Annotated in this window: 25 protein-coding genes and 1 pseudogene; 21 read left to right on the top strand and 5 right to left on the bottom strand. The window is 38.2% G+C overall.

Features of this window, described 5'->3' with window-relative positions; translation table 11 throughout:
* Positions 1-7: 7 nt before the first annotated feature.
* The gene (locus ACIQXI_RS07915) at positions 8-1132 is read left to right on the top strand and encodes a conserved virulence factor C family protein (protein WP_402923243.1); all 1125 of its coding nucleotides are present in this window, start codon (positions 8-10) and stop codon (positions 1130-1132) included.
* A gap of 224 nt (positions 1133-1356) precedes the next feature.
* On the opposite strand, the gene ACIQXI_RS07910 is transcribed toward ACIQXI_RS07915, so the two are convergent.
* Entirely contained in the window at positions 1357-2316 is a 960-nt protein-coding gene (locus ACIQXI_RS07910) for an alpha/beta hydrolase (protein ID WP_402923241.1), read from the bottom strand.
* Positions 2317-2438: 122 nt separating this feature from the next.
* Here ACIQXI_RS07910 and ACIQXI_RS07905 point away from each other — a divergent pair, with 122 nt between their 5' ends.
* The 14 genes from ACIQXI_RS07905 to ACIQXI_RS07840 all read left to right on the top strand — a co-directional run bounded on the left by ACIQXI_RS07905 (position 2439) and on the right by ACIQXI_RS07840 (position 16140).
* Positions 2439-2852, top strand: coding sequence for an RrF2 family transcriptional regulator (locus ACIQXI_RS07905; RefSeq protein ID WP_402923239.1), 414 nt, complete (start codon positions 2439-2441; stop codon positions 2850-2852).
* Positions 2853-3012: 160 nt separating this feature from the next.
* On the top strand, positions 3013-3660 hold the full coding sequence (locus tag ACIQXI_RS07900; RefSeq protein ID WP_402923237.1) for a DUF3885 domain-containing protein: 648 nt from the start codon (positions 3013-3015) through the stop codon (positions 3658-3660).
* A 27-nt stretch (positions 3661-3687) separates the two neighbouring features.
* Positions 3688-4455: a DUF7683 domain-containing protein gene (locus ACIQXI_RS07895; protein ID WP_402923235.1), complete on the top strand. Its 768-nt coding sequence runs from the start codon at positions 3688-3690 to the stop codon at positions 4453-4455.
* Between the two features lie 273 nt (positions 4456-4728).
* Positions 4729-5958, top strand: coding sequence for a M20 family metallopeptidase (locus tag ACIQXI_RS07890; protein WP_402923233.1), 1230 nt, complete (start codon positions 4729-4731; stop codon positions 5956-5958).
* Positions 5958-7022, top strand: a complete 1065-nt coding sequence (locus ACIQXI_RS07885; RefSeq protein ID WP_402923231.1) for a tartrate dehydrogenase — start codon at positions 5958-5960, stop codon at positions 7020-7022. The genes ACIQXI_RS07890 and ACIQXI_RS07885 overlap by 1 nt, the downstream gene beginning before the upstream one ends.
* A 21-nt stretch (positions 7023-7043) precedes the next feature.
* On the top strand, positions 7044-7790 hold the full coding sequence (locus tag ACIQXI_RS07880; protein ID WP_402923229.1) for an SDR family NAD(P)-dependent oxidoreductase: 747 nt from the start codon (positions 7044-7046) through the stop codon (positions 7788-7790).
* 10 nt (positions 7791-7800) lie between these two features.
* Positions 7801-9255: an aldehyde dehydrogenase family protein gene (locus ACIQXI_RS07875; protein WP_402923227.1), complete on the top strand. Its 1455-nt coding sequence runs from the start codon at positions 7801-7803 to the stop codon at positions 9253-9255.
* 14 nt (positions 9256-9269) lie between these two features.
* Complete coding sequence (locus tag ACIQXI_RS07870; RefSeq protein ID WP_402923225.1) at positions 9270-10298, top strand: ABC transporter ATP-binding protein; 1029 nt, start codon at positions 9270-9272, stop codon at positions 10296-10298.
* Positions 10273-11250 carry an ABC transporter ATP-binding protein gene (locus tag ACIQXI_RS07865; RefSeq protein WP_402923223.1) on the top strand — a complete coding sequence of 326 codons (978 nt, stop codon included), beginning with the start codon at positions 10273-10275 and terminating at the stop codon, positions 11248-11250. Before ACIQXI_RS07870 ends, ACIQXI_RS07865 begins: the two co-directional genes overlap by 26 nt.
* A 31-nt stretch (positions 11251-11281) precedes the next feature.
* Positions 11282-12253: a P1 family peptidase gene (locus ACIQXI_RS07860; RefSeq protein ID WP_402923222.1), complete on the top strand. Its 972-nt coding sequence runs from the start codon at positions 11282-11284 to the stop codon at positions 12251-12253.
* Between the two features lie 15 nt (positions 12254-12268).
* Complete coding sequence (locus ACIQXI_RS07855; protein ID WP_402923220.1) at positions 12269-13828, top strand: ABC transporter substrate-binding protein; 1560 nt, start codon at positions 12269-12271, stop codon at positions 13826-13828.
* A 16-nt stretch (positions 13829-13844) separates the two neighbouring features.
* The gene (locus ACIQXI_RS07850; protein ID WP_402923218.1) at positions 13845-14786 is read left to right on the top strand and encodes an ABC transporter permease; all 942 of its coding nucleotides are present in this window, start codon (positions 13845-13847) and stop codon (positions 14784-14786) included.
* Positions 14787-14798: 12 nt separating this feature from the next.
* Positions 14799-15626, top strand: a complete 828-nt coding sequence (locus ACIQXI_RS07845) for an ABC transporter permease (RefSeq protein WP_402923216.1) — start codon at positions 14799-14801, stop codon at positions 15624-15626.
* 79 nt (positions 15627-15705) lie between these two features.
* Positions 15706-16140, top strand: coding sequence for a GNAT family N-acetyltransferase (locus ACIQXI_RS07840; protein ID WP_402923214.1), 435 nt, complete (start codon positions 15706-15708; stop codon positions 16138-16140).
* Positions 16141-16218: 78 nt separating this feature from the next.
* Here ACIQXI_RS07840 and ACIQXI_RS07835 read toward each other — a convergent pair whose 3' ends face one another.
* Complete coding sequence (locus ACIQXI_RS07835; RefSeq protein WP_402923212.1) at positions 16219-17379, bottom strand: hypothetical protein; 1161 nt, start codon at positions 17377-17379, stop codon at positions 16219-16221.
* A complete protein-coding gene (locus ACIQXI_RS07830) occupies positions 17372-17869 on the bottom strand; it encodes a sigma-70 family RNA polymerase sigma factor (protein ID WP_402923210.1) in 498 nt (165 codons plus the stop codon). Before ACIQXI_RS07830 ends, ACIQXI_RS07835 begins: the two co-directional genes overlap by 8 nt.
* A 130-nt stretch (positions 17870-17999) precedes the next feature.
* Here ACIQXI_RS07830 and ACIQXI_RS07825 point away from each other — a divergent pair, with 130 nt between their 5' ends.
* Both ACIQXI_RS07825 and ACIQXI_RS07820 read left to right on the top strand, forming a co-directional pair.
* Entirely contained in the window at positions 18000-18302 is a 303-nt protein-coding gene (locus ACIQXI_RS07825) for a Dabb family protein (RefSeq protein ID WP_402923208.1), read from the top strand.
* 536 nt (positions 18303-18838) lie between these two features.
* Positions 18839-19132, top strand: a complete 294-nt coding sequence (locus ACIQXI_RS07820) for a hypothetical protein (protein ID WP_402923206.1) — start codon at positions 18839-18841, stop codon at positions 19130-19132.
* A gap of 192 nt (positions 19133-19324) precedes the next feature.
* Here ACIQXI_RS07820 and ACIQXI_RS07815 read toward each other — a convergent pair whose 3' ends face one another.
* On the bottom strand, positions 19325-20005 hold the full coding sequence (locus ACIQXI_RS07815) for a hypothetical protein (RefSeq protein ID WP_402923204.1): 681 nt from the start codon (positions 20003-20005) through the stop codon (positions 19325-19327).
* Between the two features lie 598 nt (positions 20006-20603).
* Here ACIQXI_RS07815 and ACIQXI_RS07810 point away from each other — a divergent pair.
* The 3 genes and pseudogenes from ACIQXI_RS07810 to ACIQXI_RS07800 all read left to right on the top strand — a co-directional run bounded on the left by ACIQXI_RS07810 (position 20604) and on the right by ACIQXI_RS07800 (position 22192).
* Positions 20604-20920: pseudogene (locus ACIQXI_RS07810) on the top strand (DUF5412 family protein).
* On the top strand, positions 20875-20994 hold the full coding sequence (locus tag ACIQXI_RS07805) for a DUF5412 family protein (protein WP_402925710.1): 120 nt from the start codon (positions 20875-20877) through the stop codon (positions 20992-20994). Before ACIQXI_RS07810 ends, ACIQXI_RS07805 begins: the two are co-directional and overlap by 46 nt.
* 358 nt (positions 20995-21352) lie before the next feature.
* Complete coding sequence (locus tag ACIQXI_RS07800) at positions 21353-22192, top strand: RNA-binding protein (protein ID WP_402923202.1); 840 nt, start codon at positions 21353-21355, stop codon at positions 22190-22192.
* Between the two features lie 416 nt (positions 22193-22608).
* On the opposite strand, the gene ACIQXI_RS07795 is transcribed toward ACIQXI_RS07800, so the two are convergent.
* Positions 22609-23289, bottom strand: a complete 681-nt coding sequence (locus ACIQXI_RS07795) for a TetR/AcrR family transcriptional regulator (protein ID WP_402923200.1) — start codon at positions 23287-23289, stop codon at positions 22609-22611.
* A 131-nt stretch (positions 23290-23420) separates the two neighbouring features.
* Between ACIQXI_RS07795 and ACIQXI_RS07790 the strand changes: the two genes are divergently transcribed.
* The gene (locus tag ACIQXI_RS07790) at positions 23421-24773 is read left to right on the top strand and encodes an MATE family efflux transporter (protein WP_402923199.1); all 1353 of its coding nucleotides are present in this window, start codon (positions 23421-23423) and stop codon (positions 24771-24773) included.
* Positions 24774-25029 lie beyond the last annotated feature (256 nt).

Raw genomic sequence — 25029 nt, 5'->3', positions numbered from 1 at the left:
GTATTATATGAAAATACTTACAATTGAACCGACACCAAGTCCTAATTCAATGAAGATTATCGTCGATACGGAGTTACCGTTTGGCAAAAGCTTTAACTTTACAAAGGACAACAAGGAGCAAGCTACTGGAGAAGCGGCAGCTATTTTAGCCATTGAAGGGGTTAAAGGAGTCTATCATGTAGCAGACTTCTTTGCCGTCGAACGTAATGCAAAATACGGCTGGGAAAGTATTTTATCGAGCATTCGACAAGTATTGGGCGAAGATGTTACGGAAGCGAGTGACATCCAAATTGCCAATGAATTTTACGGTGAAGTATACGTCCATGTACAGTTTTACAAGCAAGTACCATTGCAAGTAAAGGTATTTGATAACCAACGTGAATACCGTGTGAGCTGTGGTGAGCGTTTTGTTGAGGCGTTCAATAAAATTATTGCTACAGATGTTGATGAAAACTATATCTTCCAACGCAAATGGATTGATTATGGTGTACGTTATGGCGAGCTTGAAGAAATTGCCGAAGCAGTTAAACAAGAAATCAATGTCACTTATTCAGCACAACGTTTGGAAGACATTGTGGCATCGATAAATGATGCGGAGCAAGTGAACCAAAAACCTGCAAAGCTGAAAATAACAGTGGAGCAGTTCCAACAGCCAGAATGGGAAAAACGTTTCCAATTACTTGACCAAATGGCGGATCCAGAGCTAGATGACCTGCCACTTTTAGATTTAGCGCTGCAAGATGAACAAATGTCTATTCGCCGTCTTGCAACCGTCTACTTGGGCATGATTGAGGATGTGGCGGTTGTACCATATTTAGAAAAAGCATTGCACGATAAAAGTGCCGCGGTGCGTCGTACGGCGGGAGATTGTATGAGTGACTTAGGATTTGTGGAATTTGAAGAGGCGATGCAACAAGCATTACAAGATAAAAATAAACTTGTTCGCTGGCGTGCTGCGATGTACTTATATGAAGTAGGGACAGAGCAATCGTTACAAGCGTTAAAAGCTGCAGAAGAGGATAAAGAGTTTGAAGTGAAGCTGCAAGTAAAAATGGCCATTGCTCGTATTGAACAAGGTGAAGAAGCAAAAGGCTCTGTTTGGAAGCAAATGACAGAATCCCGTCAACAATAATTGCATAAAAAATATTCGCAAGAGCATCTAAAATTAGATGCTCTTTTTGTTTTCTTAATATAGAAAGAAAAGGGATTTTCTGTAATCGCCGTTAGAACCAAGAAAAACGCCGATAAAACTTCAAGAATCACCGATAGAACTCAGGAAATCGCTGATAAAATCTCCAGAATCGCTGATAAAACTCGGGAAATCGCCGATAAATCCACCCCAGAGTCGCTGATTAGTTAAGTAGTAGGCGAAGCCGCTTTGTCAAAAGCCTTTTTAAAAGCATACAGATAATTTTCAATCGCGCGTTGGCTGATTTCTGCTTGAGGAACCATATGCTCGAAGCCATGGAAGCAACCCGGGTATAAATGGAATTCGGTCGGTACACCTGCTTTTGTCAGTTTCGCAATATATTCGATAGTTTCATCACGGAATGGATCTAAATCGCCAATAAATGTATAGGTAGGAGGAAGGTCGCTATAATCTTCTGCATGCAAAGGAGCCGCATAACTAGGCGTATCATCAGCATAGAGAGGCCCTAAATACATTTCCCATGCACGATGATTTTGAGGACCATTCCACACTCTAGCATCTATAATTTCATCATTTGATGGTAAAATACAACGATTATCAATCATCGGATAAAGGGGCATTTGAAACGCAATTTTCGGCCCTTTTCGATCCCGAGCCAATAAGGAAACAGCAGCCGTTAGACCACCTCCGGCACTTGCACCATGAACAGCAAGACGATTAACATCAATACCTAAATTAGCTGCATTAGCGGCTAGCCATTCAAGAGCTGTATAGCAATCTTCCACGCCAGCAGGGTAAGGATGCTCTGGAGCTAAGCGATAGCCAACAGAAACGACTACACAATTTAATTGTGAAACAAGCATCTGACAACTTGCATCAAACATGTCGATAGAGCCAATAATAAAACCGCCACCATGAATATACAAAATAGCAGGTAACGTGTCGCATTTCTCTGTTGGTTCATAAATACGGATACGAACGTCTGGTGCCCCGTTTGAACTAGCGATAAAGCGCTCAGATGTCGTGACATTTTCTATCGATACTTCTTCCTTGCCGAGCATTTCATGCATAACGCTACGTGATTCTACAATGTTTTCTCTAGTTAAGTGTGATTCTGGCATGGCCGATAAGAACGTTTTTAAATCAGGGTGTACTCGGTTTTCCAATTGCATGCCCTCCTTAATTTTGTGTTTTAATTGTGAATAAACTATCACAATTAAAACATAGTACAATGATTAAGAGATGTCAATTAAAATAATAGAGTATTTAGAAAATTGGAGGAATGACCATGCAGCTACTTATCCAATCGGGTGATTTAGGGCCGAAATGGTTCCATGTTGCATTGCGAGCAATCGTTTTACTAGCGGCATCGAACGAGCTCTTAAAAAGTAATGTGATTGCGGAGACGCTAGGGGAAGATGCCACGTTCGTTAGAAAAATACTTGCAAAGCTTGCTGAACACGGCTATGTACAAACAAATAGTGGCCGCTATGGGGGCTATCGTCTTAATAAAGCCCCTGCGCAAATTACAATGCTAGAGATCTATAGTGTGCTAGGCAATGACAATGAAACACCGTATTGGTCTGTGCCATCTACTGGCTCTGAACGTTTTATCTCCATGGTGATCGCCAAAGCGGAAAAAACGTTTCAATCTGTGCTAGCAGACTATACGATTCAAGATATTTTGGATAATAGAAGTTAGTAGGTGGTAGGTTCTTGGAGGAATTGAAAATAAGTTTTTGATAAAATATATGTACTATTTTTAAAATGGAGGTGTGAATTAAATGAAACCATTTTTGAAATGATTTGTGTTTGTCCATGTTTCGAATCTACTGAAGCGATAATAGACTTGAGGTGATAAAATGCAGTTAAATGACTTTATGCACGAAAATTACCCCAATTTACAATTGAGACCACCTTTATTTTATAGTTGGGATATAGGGATTCGCTTTGAACTGGGTGTCGATTGGAAAAATGAGTATCATTATCTAAATAGCCCTTATGTGTTAGGGTGTTATAAAAGAGCCATTACTTTATTTGAAGCACTACATGCGCCAAATGAGGAGATTTTTGTAGTGATGGACATTCATGATTTAAAAAATAATAGAAACTTAAAACGTAAGTTAAGAAATTTTCCGCGCTATGTGAATAAATCTTTATTATTGAAATTAAAGCATGAGGCGTTACCATTTATATTCCCTGAAGACGATGAAGATGGGAAATTAATAACACATCGATTTACTTTACAATGTAAAACTTCCGATTTTAACTATATTCCATTGTTAAAAGCCATTTGCAATCAAGACTTAGGATTGAAACCGCGGATTTACTATGCCGTATACTTCATTAATTGTAATCGGAAAACTATTTTTCATGTCTATGATGACAGAGGTTGTGATTTGTTGGCAACTTCACCTGCTACAATCCGTAATATTTATGACAAGTATAATGACTGGATTTTGGACTATGACAGAGCAGAAATTGATAAGGTTTTTAACACAACACTATAGTTAATCTCTAAGGAGGTGCATCTATCAGTGCATAAAGAAATCGACTATCAATGGCGGATAACAAAATACAATCCTGCTTATCGAAATGCAGAAGGGCATTATTTGAGAGATGAGTGGACAAGTGTTTCAGAAATCGGGAAATCTTTTCTTGGAGAAATAGTAACGTTAGACGATTATTTACAGGTCGAGAAAGCATATGTGGATACGGTAATGAAATTTCTAGAGGTTTATCAAATAGAGAATGTACGACTCATTCATCTTGAGACATATGGTTTAAGTAACGTGGATAAGACTTCTCCATTGTACGACCCATTGTTTGATACAATTCCATTGGCAGAAGATATGCTAGTAACGATTGATGAAATTCCTATTGTCTGTAAAATGGCTTTGCGAGAGTATATTTATTGTCAACTGATTACTGAGGATTTTTTCGTCCAGTTCGGAGATGACTATTATCTGTTTATTGGGGCAAATGATATACAACAAGAAGCGCTTCACTTTGCGAGCGAACAGCGTCTATTTGTAGAGCAAACGATATCGCCCTATTATCTTTCTGAAGAGAATGTTATTCGCGAAGTGGCATGGAGCTTTCCTGGAGAAAGAATAATCGAAGATAGTGAAATATTGACTGATATTTCTTTAGAGGAATTGCAAAATATTTTTCAACTATCATCTATCCATCCAGTAACAGGCTCTTACAAAATTACAAAGGATAATGCGAAGTTTTTCCAAAAGAAAATCAAACATAAAATGGACTTTACTACGTATGAATACTATTTATTAGCTGGGAGTTAAACAAATCACCGGTTTTCAAAAACCGAAACTAATGATGAACGAACAAAAAACTCGCCCAAAACGTTGAACACACAGCGTTTTGGGCGAGTTTTTTCTATTTGTGACGATTTTTCATATAGATTGCCATTGATGAACCTTAATTTTCCATATGATTAACAGCAAAAAACTTCATACGATTCTATGAATGATTATCAATTTAACCAATATATTAGTAAATATACAATAAGAAAATATGAATTGTAAATATTTTCTGATATAAAGGAGGCTTCATAAATGCTTGAACCAACTATAAAGACATCGGCAACGTATCAACGAGATCGGGAAACCGTTATTGCTTTAACACAAAAGCTTGTGCGAATCGAAAGTGTTTATCGTGAACATGACCCACAGGGCAATGAACAGGAAGTAGCCAATTACGTGGCGCAATATTTGCGAGCTATCGGTATTGAAACATTTGTGGAAGAAGTTGTACCGGGGCGTCCGAATGTTATTGGCATTATTGATTCGGGGAAGCCAGGGAAAACGTTATTATTTGAAGGGCATACAGATGTTGTCACAGAAGGCAATCGAGAAGCGTGGACATATGATCCGTTCGGTGCGGAAATTATTGATGGACGTATGTATGGTCGGGGCACAAATGATACAAAAGGCAATCTTGCATGTATGATTACCGCCTGTCAGTCATTGCTACTAGATGGCGAGGCATTTACAGGCAAAATCATTTTATGTATTCCATGTGATGAAGAGGGCCTTATGCTAGGCATTAAACATTTTATCCGCAATGGCTGGGCAGATGGGGTAGACGGAGCCATTATTTGTGAGCCGCAAGAAAATAATGTTTGCATTGCACAACGTGGCGCTATTCGCTTACAGGTCGATATTTTCGGCAAAATGGCGCATGGTGCGATCTCTTGGAGTGGCATTAATCCGAATTGGCGGATGGCACGTTTAATCGTAGAACTGGAAAAATTAGAAAAAGAGGAACAGGCACGTTTAGGGCGTGATCCAATGTTGAACTGGCCATCGATTACTCCAACGATTTTACGAGCACCTGTGAAAGGGGATGCGCAAATTAATGTGATTCCTGATCATTGTATGACGACGCTCGATATTCGAACTGTGCCAGCACAGGACCATGATGAATTATTGGGCAAAATCGATGCCATTATTGAACGACTCCAAGCAGATGATCCAGACTTTAAAGTAGAGCTGACCGTGCTTGATAATCGCCCTGCTACCGCTACTGCAAAAGAACAGCCGGTTGTACAGGCTATTTACGAAGCAGTGGCAGAAGTGACGCAAAAAGAGCCGATTTATAATGGTGTGCCAGGTGCAACAGATGGGACCTTCCTTCATGTCCATGGTGTCCCTATTGTCACAGTTGGGGCGGGTGATCGTGAAATTCCGCATCAAATTAATGAATATGTCGATATTGAAGAACTGGCAGAAACGACGGCCATTTACCGTTTAGCGGCATTAAAGTTTTTAGCAGGTGATGCGTAATGGTGAAAATCGCTGTGATTCCTGGAGACGGTATAGGCAAGGAAGTAATGACAGAAGCATTAAAAGTACTCGCACAACTACAACGAGACGATCCATCATTACAAATTGATACGACCATTTTTCCATGGAGCTCGGATTATTATGTGCAACATGGCTTCATGATGCCACAGGATGCACTTGCTACATTAAGAAACTATGATGCCATATTATTCGGTGCGATTGGTGATGCACGCGTACCCGATGATGTGACAGTATGGGAGTTTATTATGCCTATTCGCAAGCAATTTCAGCAATATGTGAACTTCAGACCAGTCAAATCGCTACAAGGTATTGTCTCACCACTGGCAAAGAATATGGATATTGATTTTGTTATTTTTCGTGAAAATACGGAAGGTGAATATTCCAATAGCGGTGGCCATATTTATCAAAATCAACCACAGGAAATGGCGATTCAAAATACGATTATGACACGGCTCGGTATTGAAAAGATCGTACAAGCAGCCTGTAATTATGCCAATCAATACGGCAAATCAAAAATTACGAGTGCCACGAAATCAAATGCTATTATCCATTCCATGAAATTTTGGGATGAACATACGAAACAGATTGTGGCGCGAACTGCACCAACATTAACACTGGAATCGATTTATATCGATGCATTAGTCGCTTATTTTGTAGAGCGACCTCAAGATTTTGAAGTAATTGTGGCATCGAATTTATTTGGCGATATTTTATCAGATTTAGGGTCTGCGATTGTGGGAGGGCTCGGTTTGTCTCCTTCGGCAAATATAAATCCCGAAAAGGAATATCCGTCGATGTTTGAGCCCGTGCATGGTTCAGCACCCGATATTGCAGGTAAAGGCATTGCCAATCCAATTGCTCAAATATGGTCACTTGCTTTATTGCTTGGCCATATTGGAAGACCCGATGCTGAAAAGCGTGTTGTTTGGGCTATAGAAGCTGTATTACAAGCAGGAGCAGTTAAAACAGCTGATATTGGGGGAGAAGCATCGACCTCACAAATGGGAGATGCCATTTGTCAGGCGCTTGCCAACAGTAAATAAATAGTAAGGGATGTGTAAAATATGGCAGTTGCTCAGCAAGTAATTATCGTGACTGGTGCTGGCGGTGGTATGGGAAAGGCGATTATTGAAAATCAGCTAGTGCAAGGAAATATTGTGATTGCACTTGATTTAACAGTGGCATCTCTCGCTGATTTAGCACAAGATTCGTTACAAACTTATGAGGTCAATATTTTGCAGGAAGAAAGTATTCAGGAGATTTTTCATGAAGTTTACACTAAGTATGGACGGATTGATGGGCTCGTCAATGCGCTAGGCATTGCGCAGGCAGCGACGCCAATTGAGGAAGTGACGATGGCTGACTGGAATCGGCTGATGGACGTCAATGTCAAAAGCTTATTTATTTCGACCAAGGCTATAGTTCCTTATATGAAGGAGCGGAAGAAAGGCTCGATTATCACCATTGCATCCGTTTCAGCGGTGCGCCCTCGTCCTGGTTTGCAAGCATATATTGCTTCAAAAGGGGCGGCCGAAAGCTTTAGTCGTGGGCTGGCGATTGAACTTGCTACGCATCAAATTCGTGTTAATACAATTCATCCAGGACCAGCAGATACGCAGATGTTATCACAGTTTACCGCAGATGGTGCTGACGCAGAGCAAACAAAGCACAATGTATTTATCCAATCAGTGCCACTAGGGCGTTTAGTTGATCCAACTGATATTGCTGGTGCAGTAAATTACTTACTATCAGATGCAGCGAGCATCGTGACAGGCACAACATTACATGTTGACGGTGGTCGTGGCTTATAGGAGGGGTTCGATGCAAATTATTCCAATGCTCATCAATGGTAAGTGGGTACATGGTGACACTACGAGCTTTATCGATGTCATCAATCCATCGACAGGTCAAGTACTCGCGCAAATAAAGAGTTCAAGTCAGGCACAGGTAGATGAAGCAGTGCAAGCAGCTCATAATGCTTTTGAAAGTGAACAATGGCGCCAAGTGAAAGCATTTGAACGTGGTCAGCTACTAATAGAATTAGCTAACTATATTCGCATGCACGCCGAAGAATGGAGTTTGCTAGAATGTCGGGATGTCGGAAAGCCATTAACACAAGCACGGGCAGATGTGGAGGCAGCCGCTCGTTACTTTGAGTTTTATGGTGGGGCGGCGGACAAAATAATGGGTGACACGATTCCTATTGAGGACGGTCTATTAAATGCGGTCGTTTTAGAACCTGTAGGGGTGACACTTCATATTGTGCCCTGGAATTATCCACTGCAAATTACGGCCCGCAGCGTTGCCGCAGCCATAGCAACGGGTAACGCTGTCATTGTGAAAAGTGCTGAAGACACACCGTTGACGACACATGCGATGGCAAAATGGTTTGCTGAGAAAGTGCCAAAGGGGATTTTCCAACATATTACAGGCTTAGGGCGAGAGGTAGGGCCGTATTTAACAAGCCATCCGGATATTGATCATATTACGTTTACAGGCTCTGTTGCTACAGGGATTGATGTCATGAAAGCGGCAGCTCAAAACATCGTACCAGTTACATTAGAACTTGGTGGTAAGTCTCCAAATATTGTGTTTGCAGATGCGCCAATGGAACAGGCTTTAGAAGGGGTAGTGCGCGCCATTATTCAAAATGCTGGGCAAACCTGTTCGGCTGGAGCGCGCTTACTAATTGAAGAGCATGCGAAAGAAGCTTTTGTCGCACAACTTGTTGACAAATTTCAAAAGTTGAAAGTCGGTCCTGGTGAAGCGGATGTCGATATGGGCCCTCTATTAAATGAACGACAATATTTAAAGATTTCGACATTACTGCAACAGGCGAAAAAACAGGGCTTTGTTATTACTGGCGGCGAAACACTGAAGATTAAAGGCTATGAAAAAGGCTATTATATCCAACCAACCATTGTCGATGGCGTTGATGCGAACGCTGCCATCGCACAAGAGGAAATTTTCGGGCCGGTGTTAACAATATTGACTTTCACAACAATAGAGGAAGCAATTGAATTAGCAAATGGAACTAACTATGGATTAGTAGCAGGGGTTTGGTCGAAAGATTTAGATACGGCGCATTATGTGGCAAGTCGTGTGAAGGCAGGACAAGTGTTTATTAATAATTACGGTGCAGCTGGTGGCATTCAAATGCCGTTTGGTGGTTATAAAAAAAGTGGTATTGGTCGTGAAAAAGGCTTTGTTGCATTAAGGAATTATACGCAAATGAAAAATATTGCGATACGCTATGCGACACCAGAAAGAACGTGAACAGGGGGGAGCATATGGAACAAGCACTAGACAAACAAGTGTTGTTGGAGGTTAATCATTTAAACGTCCAGTTTCAATTAAAAAATGGGAAACAAGCAAAAGTCGTGGATGATGTCAGTTTTGTCATTCATAAGGGTGAAACTGTTGCGCTAGTAGGGGAGTCGGGCAGTGGTAAAAGTATTACATCACTATCGATTATGCGCTTGCTCCCGATGCCTCCTGGTCAAATAGCTGCGGGTACGATTGCATTGAATGGCAAAAATCTATTGGAATTAAAAAATAAAGACATGAGTAGTATCCGAGGCAATGATGTAAGCATGATTTTTCAGGAGCCTATGACATCACTGGATCCTGTTTTTACAATAGGCAATCAAATGATAGAAGCGATTCGACGGCATCAAAAAGTGTCCAAAGGGCAAGCAAGAGAAATGGCATTACAACATTTAAAAGATGTGGGTATTGCACATGCAGAAAAGGTTATCACGGAATATCCACATCAGTTATCTGGTGGCATGCGTCAGCGTGTCATGATTGCTATCGCGATGTGCAATAAGCCCCAACTATTAATCGCAGATGAACCGACAACCGCATTAGATGTTACCGTACAAGCGCAAATATTAAAGTTAATGATGAAAATGAAAAAAGAACAACAGTCTGCCATTTTGTTTATTACACATGATATGAGTGTGGTTGCACAAACGGCGGACCGTGTGATGGTTATGTATGCTGGACAAATTATCGAGGATGCACCTGTTCGAGAGCTTTTTCTTCAGCCCAAACACCCATATACGGCAGCCTTACTAAAAACAATGCCCAGTCTGGAAACAGAGATGACTCGCTTGCCTTCTATCCCAGGCACTGTACCGCCTGCCTATGCATTACCCGAAGGCTGTCGCTTTGCACCACGCTGTCCATTTGTCATGGCACACTGTCATAAAAGAACACCGGAGCCTCGGTTTATCCAGCCTAATCATAGCGTAAGGTGTCATTTATTCGCGGAGGAGGGAGCTTTGGCATATGAAGGACAAAGAAGTGCTACTTAAAATCCATCATTTAAAAACCTATTTTCCTGTAAAACGCAAATCGATGAAGGAAGAGAAGAAAGTCGTCAAGGCTGTTGATGATATTTCAATTGACATCTATCGTGGTGAGACACTTGGCATTGTAGGAGAATCTGGCTCAGGAAAGTCTACATTTGGGCGCACAATTTTAAAGCTAATTGAACCGACAGCGGGAGAAATTTTATATAAAGGCCAAGCGATTCATCAGTTAAAGGGTCGCTATTTACAAAACTTTCGCAACGACATGCAAATGATTTTTCAAGACCCATTTGCATCATTAAATCCACGCAAACGTATAGGGTCCATTATTGAAGAACCGATGGCGTTACAATTGACGTTATCAAAAGAGCAGCGAAAAAAACGGGTCATAGAATTATTACAAAAGGTTGGTTTACCGGAAGATGCCATACACAAATTCCCCCATGAATTTTCAGGTGGGCAACGACAACGAATTGGCATTGCTAGAGCACTTGCCATCCATCCAGAGTTTATTATTGCGGATGAACCAGTATCTGCTTTGGATGTGTCGATACAATCGCAAGTATTAAATTTAATGATGGATTTGCAAGATGAATTTCATTTGACGTATTTATTTATTTCGCATGATTTAAGTGTTGTAAAACATATTAGTGATCGTGTTGCAGTGCTCTATTTAGGAAGGATTGTGGAAATAGGTACAAAAACAGAGTTATATACCAACCCCCTCCATCCTTATACACAAGCATTACTATCTGCAATACCTGTGGTCAATTTTGATACGCCAAAGCAAGTAGTACCATTACAAGGAGAGCTACCAAGTCCAATGAATCCACCGCTTGGCTGTGTGTTCCATACTCGCTGTCCGTTTGTAATGGAGAAATGTCGTGGAGAACGACCTGCACTGCAACAACAAAATGCTGAGCAGCAAGTCGCATGCTTTTTATATGAAAAATAAACTGAATTTTTAATCTACTGGAGGTGTGCCTATGTATGGCAATATTACCGACGTACCGGGGGTAAAAGTGGGGCATGCGGAAAATAAAGATGGAATAACGGGATGCACCGTTATTTTAGTTGAAAATGGTGCAGTATGTGGTGTCGATGTGCGCGGCTCAGCACCGGGCACTCGTGAAACAGATGCACTTGATCCCATCAATGAAATTCAGCAAGTACATGGCATTTGTTTAGCAGGAGGCAGTGCATTTGGCTTGGATGCTGCAACAGGAGTGATGCATTACTTAGAAGAGCAAGGTATAGGAGTAGATGCGGGTATAGCCAAAATACCAATTGTCCCGAGTGCGGTGTTATTTGATTTATTTATCGGGGATGCACATGCAAGACCGACTGCTCAGATGGGGTATGAGGCAGCGGCGAAAGCAACAAGTGGTGTATTTGCAAACGGCAATACTGGGGCAGGCTATGGTGCAACAGTAGGGAAATTAGCTGGCCCACAATTTTGCATGAAAGGTGGATTAGGCACAAGTTCGCTTCAAGGCAAAGAAGGACTTGTAGCAGGTGCAATTGTTGCAATCAATGCAGTAGGCGATATTAAAGATCCAGCAACAAGAACTATTATAGCTGGAGCACGGAATGGACAAACAGGACAATGGTTAGATAGCTGTGCATATTTAGAAGAGCATGGTCATTCACAGGCACTGGCTGGCACCAATACGACAATTGGCGTTGTCGCTATAAATGCCATGCTCACAAAGGCAGAAGCAAAAAAAATCGCACAACTAACACAAAATGCATTAGCACGTACGATTTATCCTGTCCATACAATGCTTGATGGCGATACGATTTTTGTATTAGGCACTGGTCATCAAACGTATCCAGTAGATTATCTTGGGCACTTAGCAACGAAAGTCGTAGAGGAAGCTATTATTACCGGCGTGAAAGCCGCTGCTACATTAGATGGTGTAGAAAGCTATACAAGTATTCAACAAATGAAAGCATAAAGGGGGAGAAACACTGTGAAGCCGAATAGACATTGGTTTTTATTCTTGTTGCTATTGCTTGTAGTATTGATTATTAGTGCGTGCTCTAATGATAACGATAACAAAGATACAAATAAAGTTACTACAGTTGCGCCGGTCACAACGGAAACGCCGCAAGAAATTGTGGTTCGAATTAATGATGACCCGGATTTTTTAGATCCACATAAAGCGACAGCGTCCATTTCGTATCAGATGATTCTTAATATTTTTGAAGGCTTGATGGCACCAGAAACAGATGGTTCTTTAAAAGAGGGGCTTGCGGAAAGCTATGAAATTTCGCAGGATGGTCTAACCTATACATTTAAAATCCGACAGGGTGTGAAGTTTCATAATGGTGAAGAGTTAACTGTAGCAGACATACAATATTCATTTGATCGTTTAATGGGTAAAAATGGTGGAGAAAAAATGACCAATAATTTTGATAATGTAGCATCAACGGAAGCACCAGATGCGTCGACTTTCGTTATTACGTTAAAAGAACCCAATTCGAATTTCTTATATTCACTTACTGCTCGCCAATCAGCGATTGTCCCGAAAAGTAATGATGGTAAGCACAATGAATATCCAATAGGGACTGGCCCCTTCGCGTATGTAAAATATGCTCCTGGTTTAAATTTAGTATTACAAAAGAATGATAGCTATTGGAAAGAAGGCTTACCTTACTTGGATAAAGTGACCTTTACGTTCCAATCGGATGACCAAGCAGCTATTATGAGTTTAATGGCTAATGAAGTGGATTTAACAAGTGTCCCTTGGCAACGTGTCAATGAGGTCGAGGATAGTCATCAATTATCACATCAAAACAATAATTCTTCTTTAATTGTAACGTTTAATGAAACGAAAGCGCCATTTGATAATGTCAAAGTACGTCAAGCAATGAACTATGCAATTAGTAAAGCAGATATTATTGATTCTGTTTTTGACGGCTACGCTGTACCACTTGGCTCAAACATGAGTCCAGCAATGGGGGATTATCAAAAGAAAGGTTTAGAAGAGATGTACAAGCAAGATATTGAAAAGGCGAAAGCATTATTAGCAGAAGCGGGTTACCCTGATGGCTTTAAAACAAAAATAACAGTATCTTCCCATAACGAAATCTATTCTAATATAGCGCAAATCGTTGCAGCTAATCTTAAGGAAATAGGTGTGGATGTAGAAATAGAAGTGGTGGAATGGGGTATTTGGCTTGATCGTGTGTACTTCGGGCGCGATTATAATATGACAACGATTGATTTAACAGGTCGTGCCTCTGCCTATGAAATACTAAATGACTATATTTCGACAAATGACGGTGAAAACTTCTTCTTATTTAAGAATGAGGAATACGACAAAATCATGACTGACGTGTTAAAAGAAACAGATAAAGACAAGCAAATTGCCTACTACCAGCGTGCACAAGAAATTTTAGCTGAGCAGGCAGTATCTGTTTATGTGGCAGATTATCAAATTGTGTGGGGATCTGATAAGCAAGTAACAGGTCTGAAAAGCTATCCATTCTGGTTCCACGATATGTCAGAGGTAAAATTCTCAAACTAGAAAGAGCTGAGTGCACATGATGTATATTTTACGTCGATTCATCCTGTTAATCACCACGATTTTGCTAGTGTCGATTATTACATTTGCCGTTTTTCAAATATTACCTGGGGATCCTGTCAGAACAATGTTAGGCACAGAAGCAGACCCAACACAAATTGAAAATTTACGCTCAGAGCTAGGTTTGGATCGCCCGCTTTATGAACAATACGTTGATTGGATGAAAGGATTACTAACTGGGGAATTAGGCAATTCAATACGTTTTTCCATGCCTGTAAAAGATTTATTACTTGCTAGATTGCCTGTCACGATGTCGTTGGCTGCTATTACACTAACCATTGTCTTAGTTGTTTCCTTGCCCCTCGGTATGTTTGCAGCTAGACGCCAAAATAAACTGAGTGATGTGTCGCTTTCGACATTCACACAAATCGGTATGGCCATTCCTTCATTTTGGCTCGGGATGATGCTGATTTTATATGTGGGCATGCAGTTTAGTTTTTTTAAAATTAGTGGCTATATTCCATGGACACAAAGTGTAGCAGGAGCGTTAAGTACCCTTATTCTACCGGCATTAACTATTGCTATACCGCAAATCGCTGTTAATTTCCGTTACGTGCGAACGGCTATTTTAGAGCAAATGCAGCTAGATTATGTCAGAACAATACGCAGTAAAGGCATGTCTGAGGGAAATGTGATGTATAAGCACGTATTAAAAAATGCCATGATACCAATTTTGACGGTTTTTGGATTGATTATGGCAGAAGTAGTGGCAGGGACAATTATCGTAGAACAAGTATTTTCTTTACCGGGTGTAGGGCAACTATTAATTACAGCAATTAGTAATCGTGACTTTCCTTTAGTTCAAGGCATCGTGATGTATATTACGGTTGTCGTTGTTATTATAAATTTTATCGTCGATATTTTATATTCTGTGTTAGATCCAAGAATCCGATTACGATAAGAGGTGAAGGCAATGAATAGTGTACAACGCTACATGAAAAATTTAAATTTAATCATTGGTCTACTCGTCATCGTCGGATTTTTACTCGTCATGGTCATCAGCTTCTTTTATACGCCACATGATGTCAATGCAATGAATATACCAGAAAAATTGCAGAGTCCTAGCAGTAAGTATCTTTTTGGCACAGATGAGTTTGGACGAGATATTTTTAGTCGGCTAATGAAAGGTACACAAACAGCATTTGCAGTCGGTTTATTAACAGTATTGATCGGCACAGCATTTGGCATATTAATTGGAGGTATAGCAGGTTACATTGGTGGTTGGATAGATGAAATTTTTATGCGCCTCATGGATGCATTAATGGCATTTCCGGGTATTATTTTAGCGTTAATGTTAGTAGCTGTTTTCGGTCCAGGGGTAGTCAATACGGCTATAGCGCTAGGGGTCATTGCGATACCAGCTATCGCTCGGATTGCCCGCAGTGGTTTTGTCCAACAGCGTGATGCAGAATACGTACTAGCTGCTAAACTAATTGGGGTAAAACCATATAACATTATGTTTCGCCATATTTTGCCGAATATAGCATCACAAATCATTGTTGCAGCAACAATTACTTTCGCCACTGCCATGCTCGCGGAAGCAGCCCTTAGTTACTTAGGGCTTGGTGTTCAACCGCCGAATCCTAGTTGGGGGCGCATGCTCAAAGATTCTCAGGCTTATTTAGTAAAAGCATCTTGGTATACATTTGCACCTGGAGGAGCGATTACGATGTTAGTACTAGGATTGTATATGTTGAGCAATGCTTTACGAGATTATTTGGATCCTCGTTCAAAATCGTAAAAAACGGCTATTGTCATGGCAATAAAAAACGTTCTATACTATATAGATTACGCATGCGAAATACGAGGAGGTAATAACTATGAACACAACACTTATTACAACAGACCAAGACTTGCAAATAGCATTTGCTATTCGTAAAGCTGTATTTATAGAAGAGCAACAAATTCCTGCTTCAGAAGAATACGATGACTATGATACACTGGATGCGGCATGTGACCATATTCTTGTCAATTACAACGAGCAGCCTGTTGGCACAGGTCGCTTACGTGTTGTCGATGGCTATGGTAAGCTAGAGCGAATTTGTATTTTAAAAGAATTTCGGAACTATGGACTAGGAAAAGTGATTATTCAAAAGTTAGAGGAGTTAGCACAAGAAAAGGGCTTAACGAAATCGAAATTAAGTGCACAAGTCTATGCTGAGGGCTTTTATGAAAAGCTTGGCTATACACGGACAGGTGAAGAATATATGGATGCAGGTATTCCGCATATTTTAATGAAAAAGCAATTTAACTAATAGATAATCCTACTCACCATTTTAATAAAAAGAGGTCTTCTCAAATGATTTTTGAGAAGACCTTTCTTATTATTAAAATTACTTAGTTGTAGGATGCCATACACCTTGTTCGTTTTTAACAAAGTTAATACTAGAGGTAAAATCCTTAATTGGGATAATTATCGTTCCTTGCGTTTCATTTAGTTGTTCAAACTTTGCTTTTTCAATGCCATTATAATTATAAGCACTAATTAGCATTTGAATTTCGTTTGTAAAGTAATAATTTTTTATTTTTTGTTTGGCTATATACTGTTCAATTTCCAATCGGGTATGCTCGGCCAAAAAAGAATAATGTGTTAAGTAATCCCCTTGAGCTTCTGAAATGGCATACATTTTCGCAATAGACAGTGGTTTAACGCCTTTAAGAACAGATAAATCATAATTTTCTTTAAACTTATTATATAGTGTTTGTTCCTTGGCGGTTAATGTAAAGGTTGGTTCAAGTTTTTTTACTCCAATAACCTTACCAATAAAAGCTTCGTCATTTACTACTTCAACTGTACCACCCTTTTTATTCATATAAACGGCATATTCATGTTCCTGTAATGGTGCAAGATTTACATCAATCGTTTGCATTTTAGCACCATCCATATGGAAGCGACTGTTAAAATAATATTTATATATATCCTGTTGTTCAGATTGTGCGAAATGTACAGGAGCGACTGCACCTGGCAAGGCAAGGTACTCACCATTTAACGTTACTTGTCCATTTGATGTTTGTACTTTGTCACCTTCGATACCAAAGACAGGCGAAACTATAGTATCCACTTTATCGGAATAAGCAATGTAATCACCAACTTCGATTTTTGCATCTGGATCAACGACCATTGGTAAATGTGACAATACGTACTGCTTACCCATAATAAAAGAAATGCTAGGGTCAATTACCAGTTTACCTTTAGATTCAATAATCGGTAGTACCGTTTCATTTTTTTGCATTAATTTGACAAGGTCATAAGGGTCTGTTGGTAATGTTGCGACCGCTTTTGCCGAAATGGTCTCTTGTGGAGTAAATTGCAACTTTAATACAAAGCCTAAAATTAAAATAAAAGTCAATGCAATTAACGGTACTTGCCAATGCTGTTTTTTATTGTGTATTTTAATAGGTCGGTTCGGCATGAGCATACGTTGTTTCATGTCTTCGGTAAATGGGACGTCTGTACGAAGCTCTTGCTTTAATTGCTGTTTTAAATTATTCATGAATAAACACCTCCGTATGTAAAGATAACTTTGATTTTAGTAATTCTTTTCCTCTCCGTAATCTAGTGCGAACTGTGTTTTGGGAAAGATTGAGAAAATCGGCTATTTCAGATGCCTCAAATTCCTCGTAATAAAACAAGATAATGACTTCCCGATAGTGAATCGGTAACCTTAACACTTCCTGCTTTAACGAAAGAAATTGTTGCTGGCGTATAACTTCATGCTCAGCTGATTTTTCGTTCGTCCAAAAGGGTGTTAAAAATTGCATTACGTTTCTGCGCTTTATTTTCCGTAATTCGTCATGACAGCGATTAATTAAAATTCTTGTTAAATATGTTTTTAGTGCGGCATCTTTTCGAAAGGCATCACCTTTTGTAGCAAATGTCAAAAAAACATCTTGCGTAATTTCCTCTGCGATTTGTTTGTCTTTTACATATAAATAACTTAGATGGAATAGGTATTCACCGTATTCCTCCACTAGTTGCTCCATTAAACTACCACCTTACATGTCTTTTACTACTTAGACGTAAATATTTACAAATATTGTTCAAAAATAAAAAATTGTCAAAAGAAATAGTATTCTATATGATTATTATAAAAGGTCTATGGGGGATATGGGCATGATTAGACATATTGTAATGTGGAATCATAAAGAGGAATTTAACGTTGAGCAACAAATACTGAATGCACAAATCGTTAAAATGGAATTAGAAAGTTTAACAAAAAAAATCAAGGGGATTATCTCCCTACAAGTTATCACCAGTCCATTAGCATCAAGTAATCGACAAGTACTGTTAAATAGCCTATTTGAAAGCCAAGAACATTTACTCCAATATCAAATTCATCCGGAACATGTTCGTGTTAGCCAATTAGTAGGTACATTACTAAAAGATCGAATATGTATGGATGTTGAAGAAGTTTAATCAAACGTCTTTATGATTCTATTAAAATCGATTTTTTAATTGGCATTTTCATATAGATTGTTGCTCTGTCTTGAAAAATTCTGACTATCATTAGTTTTGAGGATACATTCAATGGTCGTGAACAAGATCAATGTCCACAATAAAGTAGTAAAAGTAGAAAAATAAATCACTGAATATATTTAGAAAGAGGAACTTATATAATGGGGAGGTAATCAGCATAAGAAAGTTTTTTATAATGTTTTTAGTTATTTCGTCAATAGTGTTTTCTGCTTGTTCAAACAACACAGATATGCCGAAATCGCACAGTAAGGAAGGTGTTGCACCCTATGAGTTAACAGAAAGCGATACATATCTGTTGGAGTCGTTAGGACTTGAAAAGGATATAAATATCGTATCTTTCAAAGCGCCTAAAACTGCAAAAAGCCTTAAAGTTAATGTTTATACTTTGAAAGAAGACGAGGAATGTCATAGGCGAGGGACAGATATTTTTAGGGGCGGATGCTAATCCTGATGATATTTTAGAAGGTACATTTGCAATGAAACTTAAAGACAACTATGCAATAGATTTCAACATCAACACAACGGCGATGGTTTCATATAAAACCGATATACAGGATGTCGATTATGAAATCCTAGCTTCTTCAAAAGTTTATCTGACAGAATTTCAAAAGATAGAAATCAATCAAGAAATACCTGTTGCGATTATGATTTACAACAGCCGTTCAAGTATGAAAAGTTTTGCAATGGAAGATTTCTTTTCTCCTTCCAGATTTGAAGATATGGATTTAGTCCAGGCAGTCACACTGACTTTTACTGATGAAAACACTTAGGATGAACTGACAAACAGCTTCGCCAAATAAGACTGTAAATAAAAATTAATCTTAAACAGCGCCATTTAATAAAACAATCTTCTTAATTTCCTTTGTTTTGTTGTGGATGTAAGAAAAGAAAAAGAGCAGCATAGATGGCTACTCTTTTTATTCGTTAGATGTCTCATAAAGTAATATACTTTTTGATTGATGTTATAACACTACTCCATTTGGCAAACATATAAAGTTTGTATTTAATGTATGGTTAGTTGTAAAACCAAGATAATTTAAATTTCCACCAATCGTGAATTCGTAATTACTGCCTAGACGAGTAATACGAGCATTTACTCCTGTTCGGTTAAAATGACCCTCTGAAGCTGTGTTGCGTAAATTAGAATAGCTAGCAAATATTTGACGATTACCAGCTAGTTGTGTTGTGAAATTTGCAGATACTGTTATATCAACAGGAGTTGAATCATGTCTAACTCTCGAAGTTGAAGAGAATGGCGTTATGCTATTTGAAAGAGTGGTAATGGCGTTAGTTTGTGACGCTGCACTTGCTTTGTGATTAAATACTTCTTCTGAACCCCAATCTTCTTCGAATTCAATAAAAGTAATGTCCACCACGCTAGATTGTGTCGTCTCAATTGCTCGTTGTCTAAATACTTCTAATGAAACCCAAGCTTCTTCTTCAAAATCCTCAATTGGAGAAACTTCAATGCTTACAAGACCTTCTCCCCATGTAACGGTAGATTTTACTTCTTCTAAAATTTCGATATATTGTTGATGTAGTTGTTCTTTTTCTTGTTGGCTTAACGTAGTTGCTGAAGCACTACTATTGGAAATAAAGAGAATACAAGCGAAAGCAAAAAGGGCCGTGAAAACTTTGTACATTTTTAGCGACGATTTTTTTCCATTTTATCCTTCTCCTTACCTTTTAGAATACTTCACTACTGTCGCATCAATAGACTCTGGATTTAAATGTAGTAGTGATAAGCATCCATTTTTTCTATAACTGCAGATTGGCGCAATAGAGAGTAACTTTATGAGACATTTTTTTTAATATGGTGGGCAAGCAAATCTCTCGATCATTTATGGTCACCGTTAAAGTAAACGAAGAATATTAAGTTATAGTGTTGAATAATGTTTATACGACGATAGTGAAGATAATTAAATTTTATAATTATTTTATATTTTTTGTCTAGAGAAAATATAGAATCCATTTCTAAAAAATGACTATGTATTGATGTTAAAGAATGCTGTCAAAATGGAGTCTTTTATATAGGCTGTTTTCGTATATATTTTTGAAGCTGATACAGGAAACAGTCTTGCTCACAGGATGTTGTTATTCAACTAAAGGGGCAGATTAGTTGAATACAATACTTTGTAATGAAATGTTACATAAAAAAGTTTTGGGAACAATATTTTTTTAAAAAAGTCTACAATAAAAGGGATTATTTAACTTTTTTAAAAGTGCAAAAGGGGGTATTGTATGACTGCCGAATCAACCATAATTGGGGCAAAGCGAAATAAGATAGTGAAAATAATTCTGATTATTAGTTTTTTATTTATGGGGTTTATTGGATATGGAGTTTATTGGGCATTTTTTGATATGAACAGGTTGCTAACGGAGAATATCATATTGAAGAAACCTCACCTGATGGTATCTATACTTTAAAGGCTTATTTATCGAGTCCAAGCTTAAGCTCTGATGCTGTAAGAGGTGAATTAGTATTTAATGAACGTAATGGAAAACAAAGAATATCTACTGGAATTATCGAGAATCAACAGCCAAAAATAATTGGTTAGATAATGAAACAGTAGTAAATAATGGTCGTAATCTTGAAGGTACTAATGAAAAATTCGATTTCCGTAATCAATAATTCAGATTTCACAGTTTAGTTATGCAAAGGAAATCTAAAGAACATGTTCTTCGACTATAAATGGGTATTGGCAATGGGGTTATCATATACAGCACTAACACTTGTTGCAGAACACAGTTTGGTGTCCGATAGGATAAAGGTGGAGGAATGGGCTCTTTATTAGATGGAGTCCCTACGATGGAAGCAGCGTTATAGATTTTGACGATAATATTGATTTTATTAAATATACACGGATTTACAACGGTTAGAGCAAAATGTACCCAAACCACGTTTAGGGTATTTCAACTTAATGGCAAACAAGGATTTATAAAAATTGAGTTAAAGGAAATATAATCTAAATTGATGAGAGGTTATGGTTATGTATTTTAAATTGTTTAAAAAACATCTTGTTATTATAATTGCTTTTTTGCTCCTTTTGTTAACGGGTTGCGAAATCCCCAAAAAATTTGTAGAAGAAAATGTTGAAAGTCATTTGGAAAACTACGGAATAAAGGACTATAACATACTAAGTGCTAAAAATGATGGGGAGCTTGGTGAAAGTAAGTATGGTTATGTAGAAATCAATAAACCTTATCATGTAAATCTCAGATTAGCCTTTAGTCGAGAAACAAATCAATTTATTCCTAAGTATAGTGACGATGTTTATTTACAACTATTTAAAGAAGCATATATACAACAACATCCCGAACTTATCAAGGTGTCTAATCAGATTATCAAAAAATACCATTTAATGGATGAAGCTTCGGGTGAACTTTCAAAAAATTATTATCTTGCTTTTAATATTGAAAAAGGTCAAAAAGAAAGGCTAATTGAAGACCTTAGAAAGAATGAAAAAATAGACACCCATTCATTATTACCATCACTAACAAGCGAAGAAAATGAATCGTTGAATCCTTTGAAAAAGGAGTCAGTTATTAATTTTCATTATAAGTTTAATATTTACGAAAATAACAATACAATCCCGAAAGCTAGTGATATTTTAAACGATTTTAAAGAAAGTAAAGTGTTGGGTGAAGGGAAGTATTTAATAAATGTACAGGTGGTATCTTACGAACAAAATTCAGTGTCTTTTTTAAATGAAGATTATCCAGAAAACAATATTCTTTTTGAAGTCGAAAAAGATGGAGAATTTAGAGATATAAGAACATTAAAACGTACAGGATGGCTTGAGTATACCGTAGTTCCATTCCCCGAGTAAATTAATGTAATAAAGTAAGTAAGAAGATTTTTATAGCTACAACAATTCTATTTAGTAAACAGTATTTTAAATTTTAGTTGTAGTACAAAGTTTAGTTTTTATGTCTCTAAAAAAGATAGTCCGATACTTTTTTAGGAAGGAATTTGATATATTACAGTTTGATCTTTCTTTAATCCCATTCCATTCAGCCCAATCTTTAAGATGCTCTTTCGCTTGTGTATCTCTTAATATGCTTCTAGGAGGACCTTGCGGAAAACCGTGTTCAATTGATTGGGGATGTTTTTTTACCTGTATCGTTATTAGTCATTGTAATGGCTCTTTTTAGTTTTTAATTAAATCAACTTTCTAAGGATACAACACTAGGTGAATTAGAAGCACTATAAGCCCATCCGATAACAGATGGGCTTTTTATATATTTACTCCACTTGTTCTTTTATCACTTGCTCTATTCCGAACAGAATCAGCTTCAAACCGAATTCAAATGCTCTATCTGACCCCATCAGCTCAAACAGCCCATTCGTGAACATTCTCCGGAATAGTCCCGCATCCTTTTCATTCATAGAGTCCAGAACGCGAATCATCTCCTCACCAGGAGGATTATCTTTGTCCACAAGGATAGTGGAGACATTACGCTCATGTTGATAATTGTCTAGAACAAAGTAGTAGACATAGTTCACAAGCGTAGTCACCACTTGTATTTTCTCCTCTTGCTCAAGCGGTGTTGATTCCACACATTGTAGCATACGGTTGGTGAACCGAATGATATCTGGTTCATGGGGCAATGTCATCATCATGATCTGAGTAGAGCATGGATAGCGGCAGAGTACGCTTCGTACCGTTATCGCAAGCTCGGTCAGTTGTTCTTTCCAATCTCCCTCTGAGTGGAATTCCTCCAAAATTATTTTCGATATCTGGTTGGCAAGACGCTGGTAGAGATTTTGTTTGCTCTTGAAATACCAATATAAAGAAGGAGCCTGAATCCCTAGTCTGTCGGCCAATCGTCTCATACTGAATTTCTCGATGCCACTCTCTCCAAGAAGCTCCCACGAGGTTTTTAAAATCCTATCCTCCGAAATCTGAGGCTGTTGTTTTTTCATCCGTATCCTCCATTTCATCTAACACCGTAAGTTTTTTTCTTTACAGATCCATAAGTTCATGATAACATCTAACACTGTAAGATTCAAACTAACACTGTTAGTTAAATATTTTAAAGAAAGAAGTGATCCACATGGATGCAGAAAACCTCTATTACTTTGAAAAAGCACCAGTCACAAAGGCTGTAGCTCACTTTGCTGTACCAATGATGCTAGGTACGTCAATGAGTGTCATATATTCCATCTTGAATGCCTATTTCCTTGGCACACTACACAATACAGCTATGTTAACTGCGCTTGCATTAACCTTGCCGTTATTCGCAATCATTATGGCGCTAGGAAATTTGATTGGCATGGGTAGTGGTACATTCATCTCACGTTTGCTAGGCGAGAAAAAATATGATGATGTAAAGCATGTTTCTTCATTTGCTCTATATAGTAGCTTAGTGCTTGGTCTTATCGTAATAGCTGTAGGGCTTCCGTTAATCAATCAAATCGTTAATGGTCTAGGAGCAACATCTGACTCCTTCGAATTCACAAAGGACTATGTCACAATTATGATTATAGGCTCACCATTCGTCATATTGTTCTTCACACTGGAGAATATCGTGCGCTCAGAAGGTGCAGCAATCACATCTATGATTGGTATGATAATCAGCGTTGTCGTGAATATTATTTTAGATGCACTATTCATTTTTGGCTTCCATTGGAGCGTAACTGGGGTTGCGACCGCTACAGTAATTTCAAACGTTGTTGCCAGTGGATTTTACGCTTTTTATATAAGATATAAAAGCCAATTCTTAACTGTCTCAGTCAAATGGTTTAAGGCTTCTAAAGAGATTATGAGTAATGTATTTAAAATTGGAGTACCCGTTTTTATTATGAGTATTTTTTTGGGTGCAATGTCGCTCATCTTAAACCAATTTCTAGTAGATTATGGGGATCAGGCAGTAGCTGCTTACGGGATATCATCACGTTTATTGCAATTTCCTGAGTTTATTATGATGGGTTTATGCGAAGGAGTAGTGCCCCTTATCGCCTTTTCTTTTACAGCGAATAAAATGCGTATGAAGCAGACTATCGGATTTACAATTAAAATGATTGTGGCGTTAGCCTTCGTATTCGGCGTTACCGTTTATCTGATATCTGATAACTTAATAGGTTTATTTACAAATGATCCATATTTAATTGAAATGGGAAGTTACATTTTGCATGTAACATTCTTATCCTTATTTATTACAGGAATAACTACGTTGTTTACAGGTATATTCCAAGCCACAGCACAAGGAACTGCTGCGTTTATTATGTCAATTATCCAGGGGATTACCCTGATTCCTGTGTTATTTATCGCCAATCATATGTATGGCTTCCACGGAGTAGTCTGGTCGCTTGTTATTGCGGATGCCGTTTCATTCCTTGTAGGGGCTATTATGCTGTATGTTTTACGGAATAAATTACAGCCGGATTTGGATAGTTTAGTACACTAGAAAAAATAAAATTCACAACAAAGAGTTGAGAAGACCCCCTGAAGTATCTTACTCTTTAAAACATATTTTATGGAGTGAGATGCAAACGATGGGGCATTAATTATAATTGTTCATCAATATAGGCTGTTTTAAAAATTTCTAGATAATTTTCCATAACGATATTCAACAATCGGGCGCAATTCTTGAAAAAGAATTGTGCCTTCTTTAGTTAAAGAGCCATATTGTTGAATAACATACTTTTAAGAAGTGTTGCTAA

It is taken from the genome of Lysinibacillus sp. NPDC097195, from assembly GCF_044762075.1.
GTDB lineage: Bacteria > Bacillota > Bacilli > Bacillales_A > Planococcaceae > Lysinibacillus.
Note: the sequence above shows the minus strand (reverse complement) of the source record. Positions and strands in the feature narration are given on the sequence as shown.

Bases quoted from the DNA above. Each gene is read 5' to 3' on its own strand.
- ACIQXI_RS07915 (WP_402923243.1), top strand. From the start codon at position 8: ATGAAAATACTTACAATTGAACCGACACCAAGTCCTAATTCAATGAAG.
- ACIQXI_RS07905 (WP_402923239.1), top strand. From the start codon at position 2,439: ATGCAGCTACTTATCCAATCGGGTGATTTAGGGCCGAAATGGTTCCAT.
- ACIQXI_RS07900 (WP_402923237.1), top strand. From the start codon at position 3,013: ATGCAGTTAAATGACTTTATGCACGAAAATTACCCCAATTTACAATTG.
- ACIQXI_RS07890 (WP_402923233.1), top strand. From the start codon at position 4,729: ATGCTTGAACCAACTATAAAGACATCGGCAACGTATCAACGAGATCGG.
- ACIQXI_RS07885 (WP_402923231.1), top strand. From the start codon at position 5,958: ATGGTGAAAATCGCTGTGATTCCTGGAGACGGTATAGGCAAGGAAGTA.
- ACIQXI_RS07880 (WP_402923229.1), top strand. From the start codon at position 7,044: ATGGCAGTTGCTCAGCAAGTAATTATCGTGACTGGTGCTGGCGGTGGT.
- ACIQXI_RS07875 (WP_402923227.1), top strand. From the start codon at position 7,801: ATGCAAATTATTCCAATGCTCATCAATGGTAAGTGGGTACATGGTGAC.
- ACIQXI_RS07870 (WP_402923225.1), top strand. From the start codon at position 9,270: ATGGAACAAGCACTAGACAAACAAGTGTTGTTGGAGGTTAATCATTTA.
- ACIQXI_RS07865 (WP_402923223.1), top strand. From the start codon at position 10,273: ATGAAGGACAAAGAAGTGCTACTTAAAATCCATCATTTAAAAACCTAT.
- ACIQXI_RS07860 (WP_402923222.1), top strand. From the start codon at position 11,282: ATGTATGGCAATATTACCGACGTACCGGGGGTAAAAGTGGGGCATGCG.
- ACIQXI_RS07850 (WP_402923218.1), top strand. From the start codon at position 13,845: ATGATGTATATTTTACGTCGATTCATCCTGTTAATCACCACGATTTTG.
- ACIQXI_RS07845 (WP_402923216.1), top strand. From the start codon at position 14,799: ATGAATAGTGTACAACGCTACATGAAAAATTTAAATTTAATCATTGGT.
- ACIQXI_RS07840 (WP_402923214.1), top strand. From the start codon at position 15,706: ATGAACACAACACTTATTACAACAGACCAAGACTTGCAAATAGCATTT.
- ACIQXI_RS07835 (WP_402923212.1), bottom strand. From the start codon at position 17,379: ATGAATAATTTAAAACAGCAATTAAAGCAAGAGCTTCGTACAGACGTC.
- ACIQXI_RS07830 (WP_402923210.1), bottom strand. From the start codon at position 17,869: ATGGAGCAACTAGTGGAGGAATACGGTGAATACCTATTCCATCTAAGT.
- ACIQXI_RS07825 (WP_402923208.1), top strand. From the start codon at position 18,000: ATGATTAGACATATTGTAATGTGGAATCATAAAGAGGAATTTAACGTT.
- ACIQXI_RS07820 (WP_402923206.1), top strand. From the start codon at position 18,839: ATGAAACTTAAAGACAACTATGCAATAGATTTCAACATCAACACAACG.
- ACIQXI_RS07815 (WP_402923204.1), bottom strand. From the start codon at position 20,005: ATGTACAAAGTTTTCACGGCCCTTTTTGCTTTCGCTTGTATTCTCTTT.
- ACIQXI_RS07800 (WP_402923202.1), top strand. From the start codon at position 21,353: ATGTATTTTAAATTGTTTAAAAAACATCTTGTTATTATAATTGCTTTT.
- ACIQXI_RS07795 (WP_402923200.1), bottom strand. From the start codon at position 23,289: ATGAAAAAACAACAGCCTCAGATTTCGGAGGATAGGATTTTAAAAACC.
- ACIQXI_RS07790 (WP_402923199.1), top strand. From the start codon at position 23,421: ATGGATGCAGAAAACCTCTATTACTTTGAAAAAGCACCAGTCACAAAG.